This is a genomic window from Streptomyces sp. NPDC057253, assembly GCF_042669125.1.
Classification (GTDB): Bacteria; Actinomycetota; Actinomycetes; order Streptomycetales; family Streptomycetaceae; genus Streptomyces.
Genome location: NZ_JBHUXV010000248.1, coordinates 1 through 6,370 on the forward strand (window position 1 = coordinate 1; position 6,370 = coordinate 6,370).

Genomic DNA, 6,370 nt, shown 5'->3' on the forward strand with positions numbered 1-6,370 from the left:
CCGTACGTGACGTACGGGGCCCTTCTCGTCGTATGCCCTACGACCGGTTGCGCGCCGAGGTCACGCGGTAGACGTCGTACACGCCCTCCACTCCCCTGACCGCCTTCAGGACGTGGCCCAGGTGCTTGGGGTCGCCCATCTCGAAGGTGAAGCGGGAGGTGGCGACGCGGTCGCGGGAGGTCTGGACGGCCGCGGAGAGGATGTTGACGTGCTGGTCGGACAGGACGCGGGTGACGTCCGAGAGGAGCCGGGAGCGGTCCAGGGCCTCGACCTGGATGGCGACCAGGAAGACCGAGGACTGGGTGGGGGCCCACTCGACGTCCAGGATGCGCTCGGGCTCGCGGGACAGTGACTCCACGTTGACGCAGTCGCTGCGGTGAACCGATACGCCACTACCGCGGGTGACGAAACCGATGATCGGGTCGCCCGGCACGGGGGTGCAGCAGCGGGCCAGCTTGACCCACACGTCCTCGACGCCCTTGACGATGACACCCGGGTCGGCGTTGGTGCGCCGCTTGCGGCTGCGGCCGCGGGTCGGCGGGACCGACTCGTCGATCTCCTCGGTGGCCGCCTCCTCGCCGCCGAGCGCCTGGACGAGCTTCTGCACGATGTTCTGCGCGGAGACATGGCCCTCGCCGATCGCCGCGTAGAGCGCGGAGATGTCCGAGTACCGCATCTCGTGGGCGAGCGTGACGAGGGAGTCGCCGGTGAGGATGCGCTGGATCGGCAGGTTCTGCTTGCGCATCGCGCGGACGATGGCGTCCTTGCCCTGCTCGATCGCCTCGTCGCGGCGCTCCTTGGAGAACCAGGCGCGGATCTTGTTGCGGGCCCGCGGCGACTTGACGAAGTTCAGCCAGTCCCGGGACGGTCCGGCGCCGGGTGCCTTGGACGTGAAGACCTCGACCAGGTCGCCGTTGTCGAGGGTCGACTCCAGCGGTACCAGACGGCCGTTGACGCGCGCTCCTATGGTGCGGTGGCCCACCTCGGTGTGCACCGCGTACGAGAAGTCCACCGGGGTGGCCCCGGCCGGCAGCGCTATGACGTCGCCCTTGGGCGTGAAGACGAAGACCTCGTTGCGCGAGAGGTCGAAGCGCAGGGATTCCAGGAACTCCCCGGGGTCCTCGGTCTCCTTCTGCCAGTCGAGGAGCTGGCGCAGCCACGCCATGTCGTTGAGGTGGTCGTCCTTGCCGGTGGTCCGCGGCTGGTCGGAGCGGACCTTGGAGGTGCCGGCGACGGCCTCCTGCTTGTACTTCCAGTGCGCGGCGATGCCGTACTCGGCACGGCGGTGCATGTCGAAGGTGCGGATCTGGAGTTCGACCGGCTTGCCGTTGGGCCCGATGACCGTCGTGTGCAGCGACTGGTACATGTTGAACTTGGGCATCGCGATGTAGTCCTTGAACCGCCCCGGGACCGGGTTCCAGCGGGCGTGGACGGTGCCCAGCGCCGCGTAGCAGTCGCGGACGGTGTCCACCAGGACGCGGATGCCGACCAGGTCGTAGATCTCCGCGAAGTCACGGCCGCGGACGATCATCTTCTGGTAGACGCTGTAGTAGTGCTTCGGGCGGCCGGTGACGGTGGCCTTGATCCGGGCCGCGCGCAGGTCCGACTGCACCTCGTCGGTCACTATGGCCAGGTACTCGTCACGCTTCGGTGCCCGCTCGGCCACCAGTCGTACGATCTCGTCGTACATCTTGGGGTAGAGGATCGCGAAGGCGAGGTCCTCCAGCTCCCACTTGATGGTGTTCATGCCGAGGCGGTGGGCGAGCGGAGCGTAGATCTCCAGCGTCTCGCGGGCCTTCTTCTCCTGCTTCTCGCGCTTGAGATAGCGCATGGTGCGCATGTTGTGCAGGCGGTCGGCGAGCTTGATGACCAGGACGCGCGGGTCCTTGGCCATGGCCACGACCATCTTGCGCACGGTCTCGGCCTGCGCGGCCTCGCCGAACTTGACCTTGTCGAGCTTGGTGACGCCGTCGACGAGCAGGGCGACCGAGTCGCCGAAGTCGCGGCGGAGCTGGTCGAGGCCGTACTCGGTGTCCTCGACGGTGTCGTGCAGCAGGCCCGCCATGAGGGTGGCGGGGTCCATGCCGAGCTCGGCGAGGATCGTGGTGACCGCGAGCGGGTGGGTGATGTACGGGTCGCCGCTCTTGCGCTTCTGGCCGCGGTGCCAGCGTTCGGCGACCTGGTAGGCCTTCTCGATCTGGCGCAGGGTCGCGGTCTCGATCTTCGGGTCGTTGCTGCGCACTATCCGCAGCAGCGGCTCCAGGACCGGGTTGTACGGGTTGGAGCGCTGGACGCCGAGACGGGCCAGGCGGGCGCGGACGCGGTTGGAGGAGCCGGTGCGGGCGGGCTGGCCGGCGTTCGGGCGGGGCGCGGGGGCCGACTGCGCGGGGCCCTCGGCCGGGGCCGGCTTGGGCCGCGCCGACTCGGCCGGCTTGTCGACGGGCGCGGACTGGGCGTGCTCGACCGGCCCACGGGCGTCGTTCGTCGCGGTCTTCGCGTCCGGCGCGGGCTTCGCCGCGGGGGCCGAGGCGGGCTCGGGCTTGGCGGCGGTAAGGGGCTGGGCCTCGTCTGGCAAGAGGACTCCTCGTGCGCGATCCGGGTCCCCCGGTCAGGCTCCGGAGACCCCATGGTAGCGATCCTCCGCGTCGGGATCTCCTCCAGTCCGGTGTGAGGGACGTCTACCTCTGCAACACGGGGGGCCGGCGCGGGCATTCCGCCGGGGGCCGAGGGGCTCTGCGGCTGACGCGCCGTTGTGGCTGGTCGCGCAGTTCCCCGCGCCCCTTATGTGGGAAACGGCCGCCCCTGATGTGCCGGGACGGCCGTTTTCGTGCTGCAATGCCGGGTCAGACGACGAGCAGTGCCTCCAGCGGAGCGCCCGCCAGTGCCGGCTCCAGGCGGGCTCGGCCGGCCAGGAAGCCCAGTTCCATCAGGACCGCGAGGCCCGCGATCTCCGCGCCCGCCCTGCGGATCAGCTCGATGGACGCCTCGGCCGTGCCGCCCGTGGCCAGGACGTCGTCGACGATCAGGACGCGGTCGCCGGAGGAGAGGTCCTCCGCGTGCACCTCGATCTCCGCCGAGCCGTACTCCAGGTCGTACGCCTGGCTGAGGGTCGCTCCGGGGAGCTTGCCCGCCTTGCGCACGGGGATGAAGCCGAGTCCCGCGCGCAGGGCGACCGGGGCGCCGAGGATGAAGCCCCGGGCCTCCAGGCCGACGACCTTGGTGGCCCCGGTGCTCGCGGCGACCGCCGCCAGCGTGTCGGTGAGGGCGGTGAACGCCGCCGGGTCCGCGAGGAGCGGGGTGATGTCCTTGAACATCACGCCCGGCTCCGGGTAGTCGGCCACATCGCGGATACGGCTGAGCAGCAGCTCCTCGATGTCGGTCATCGGCGCTTCCCCGAGGGACGGCCACGGCCCCGGCCGCGCGAGGCGGGCTGGGTGCGCGGACCGACGACCGCGTGCGCGGTGTCCTCCGGCTCACCGTCGTCCACGGCGCCGCCACGGGCCTCCGCGAGCTCCTCCTCCACGTCGGCCTGGGCACGCTTGGCCAGGACCCGCTTCTTGAGGGCCTTCATCGCCGGCTCCTGCTCCTTGAGGTCGGCGACCAGCGGGGTGGCGATGAAGATCGAGGAGTACGCACCGGCGGCGAGACCGACGAACAGCGACAGCGAGATGTCGTTGAGCGTGCCCGCGCCGAGGAAGCCGCCACCGATGAACAGCAGGCCCGCCACCGGCAGCAGCGCGACCACCGTGGTGTTGATCGAGCGGACCAGGGTGCCGTTGATCGAGCGGTTGGCGATGTCGCTGTAGGTCCAGCGGTTCTGCTTGGTGATGTCCTTCGTCTGCTCCTTGAGGGAGTCGAAGACGACCACCGTGTCGTAGAGCGAGTAACCGAGGATGGTCAGCAGACCGATCACCGTGCCCGGCGTGACCTCGAAGCCGACGAGGGCGTAGATGCCGACGGTGATGGTGATGTCGTGGATCAGCGCGACGAGCGCCGCGATGGCCATGCGCCACTCGAAGGCGATCGCCAGGTAGATCACGACGAGGACCATGAAGATCGCCAGACCCTGCCAGGCCTTGTTGGCGATCTGGTCGCCCCAGCTGGGACCGACGAGGTCGGCGGCGATCTTCTCCGGGTCGACCTTGAAGTCCGAGGCGAGCTTGTTCTTGATCTCGTCGGACTGCTGGGTGTCCATGCCGGCGATCTGGATGCGCAGCGTGCCGTTGCCCAGCTTCTGCACGACCGCGTCGTGGCCGGAGGCCTCCTTCGCGTAGTCCTCGGCCTGGGAGACCGAGATGCTGGTCTTCTCCGTGGTGAAGACCGCGCCGCCCTGGAAGTCGATGCCCATGTTCAGGCCGCGCACCGCGAGGCCCACGATCGCCGTGATGGTGATCAGGATGGAGATGCCGTACCAGAGCTTGCGGTGACCGATGAAGTCGTAGCTGATCTCGCCACGGTGCAGTCGGGCGCCGAGGTTGCCGAGTTTCGACATGCTCACGCCTCCTTCGTGTGGGCGGGGGCGGCGGGGCGGCGGGTGCGGCGCAGCGGCGGCTTGGCGCCCAGGCTCTTCGGGTCGAGGCCGGACCACTTGCTGCCGCTCGCGAAGAACTTCCGGCGGGCCAGCAGCGTCATCAGCGGCTTGGTGAAGAAGAACACCACGACGACGTCGAGGACGGTGGTCAGGCCGAGCGTGAACGCGAAGCCCTGGACCTTGCCGACCGTCACGATGAAGAGCACGGCGGCGGCGAGGAACGACACGAAGTCGGAGACCAGGATGGTGCGCCGGGCGCGCGGCCAGGCCCGCTCGACGGCGGGTCGCAGCGAGCGGCCCTCACGGATCTCGTCCCGGATGCGTTCGAAGTACACGATGAACGAGTCCGCGGTGATACCGATGGCGACGATGGCACCGCACACGGCCGGGAGGTTCAGCGCGAAGCCGATCGCCGGGCCGAGCAGCGCCATGATCACGTAGGTGAGGATCGCGGAGACGAGCAGCGAGGCCATCGCCACCAGCGACAGACCGCGGTAGTAGGCCACCAGGTAGAGGACGACCAGGGCCAGGCCGATCGCGCCGGCGAGCAGACCGGCGTGCAGCTGCTCACCGCCGAGCGCCGCGGTCACGGTGGTCACGCTCTGCTCCTGGAAGGAGAGCGGGAGGGCGCCGTACGACAGCATGTTGGCGAGGCTCTGGGCCTCCTCCTGGGTGAAGCTGCCGGAGATCTGGGCGTTGCCGCCGGTGATCGAGGAGCTCACGGTGGGGCTGGAGACGACCTGGCCGTCGAGAACGATGCCGAACTCGTTCTGCGGCTGGGTGTTCTGCGCGAGCTTGCCGGTGATGTCGGCGAACTTGCTGGCGCCCTTGCTGTTGAAGGTCATGGTGACCTGCCAGCCGGCGGCGGTCTGGGTGTCGAAGACCGCCTGGGCCTTCTTGACCTCGGTGCCGGCGACGGCGGCGGGGCCGAGCAGGTACTTGTACCAGACGCCGCCGTACTCGCCGCAGCCCACGGTGGTGTCGCCGGGCTTGGCGCCCTCGCCCGCCTTGTTGCGCTGCGCCTGCTTGGAGCAGTCCAGGGCGGCGTACTGGGCCTGGAGCTTGGCGTCGGAGGAGGTGCCGGTGCCGCCGGTCGCGGAGGCCGACGGGGAGGCGGAGCTCGACGCGCTCGCGGAGGCCGACGGCGTGGAGTCGGCCTTCAGGGCGTCGGTGACCGCGCGGCCCTGCGAGGTGGCGGAGGCCGACGGGGAGGACGACGAGGTCGCCTTCTCGCCGGTGCCGGACTTGCTCGCGGAGGGGCTCGGCGAGGCGGTCGAGGAGCCGCTGGCGGACGGGCTCGGCGAGGCGGCCGCGGCGCCGGTGGCCTCCTGGGCGAGGACCGGACGGAAGTAGAGCTTGGCGGTGGTGCCGACCTGGTCGCGGGCCTCCTTGGAGTTGGTGCCCTTGGGGATGTTCACGATGATGTTGCGATCACCCTGGGTCTGCACCTCCGCCTCGGAGACGCCCAGGCCGTTGACACGGCGGTTCATGATCTCGACCGCGGTGTCCATGTTGGCCTTGTTGATCGCGGACCCCTGGTCGGCCTTGGCCTCCAGCGTGATGCTGGTGCCTCCGGCGAGGTCGATGCCGAGGCGCGGGGTGGTGTGTCCCGACAGGAACATTCCACCGGTGAGCGCCACGATGGCGATCAGGATCAGGGCCAGCGCGCGCCCTGGCTTGCTCTGGGCACTCGCGCTCCGCCCCCTTTTAGGTGCTGCCACCTTCTCGTACTCCCTCTCGGGCCGCTCTCGCGCCGGGTCGGCGGGCGGGCGGCCATGACATGGTTGGGGATTCCGTGCGAGCCACGCAGATTCCGGGGCGCGCGGACCAGGTCCGCGC

Annotated in this window: 4 protein-coding genes; all 4 read right to left on the reverse strand. The window is 69.8% G+C overall.

Going from position 1 to position 6,370, the window contains the following annotated elements; all coding sequences use genetic code 11:
• Positions 1 to 37: 37 nt before the first annotated feature.
• Entirely contained in the window at positions 38 to 2,575 is a 2,538-nt protein-coding gene (locus tag ACFULQ_RS48255) for a RelA/SpoT family protein (protein ID WP_383557976.1), read from the reverse strand.
• Positions 2,576 to 2,843: 268 nt separating this feature from the next.
• A complete protein-coding gene (locus tag ACFULQ_RS48260; RefSeq protein WP_383557979.1) occupies positions 2,844 to 3,383 on the reverse strand; it encodes an adenine phosphoribosyltransferase in 540 nt (179 codons plus the stop codon).
• Entirely contained in the window at positions 3,380 to 4,492 is a 1,113-nt protein-coding gene (gene secF, locus ACFULQ_RS48265) for a protein translocase subunit SecF (RefSeq protein ID WP_383557982.1), read from the reverse strand. The genes ACFULQ_RS48260 and secF overlap by 4 nt, the downstream gene beginning before the upstream one ends.
• Positions 4,493 to 4,494: 2 nt before the next feature.
• Complete coding sequence (secD, locus tag ACFULQ_RS48270) at positions 4,495 to 6,252, reverse strand: protein translocase subunit SecD (RefSeq protein ID WP_383557985.1); 1,758 nt, start codon at positions 6,250 to 6,252, stop codon at positions 4,495 to 4,497.
• Positions 6,253 to 6,370 lie beyond the last annotated feature (118 nt).

Coding starts and splice junctions, on each gene's coding strand:
- ACFULQ_RS48260 (WP_383557979.1), bottom strand. CDS start 3,383: ATGACCGACATCGAGGAGCTGCTGCTCAGCCGTATCCGCGATGTGGCC.
- secF (WP_383557982.1), bottom strand. CDS start 4,492: ATGTCGAAACTCGGCAACCTCGGCGCCCGACTGCACCGTGGCGAGATC.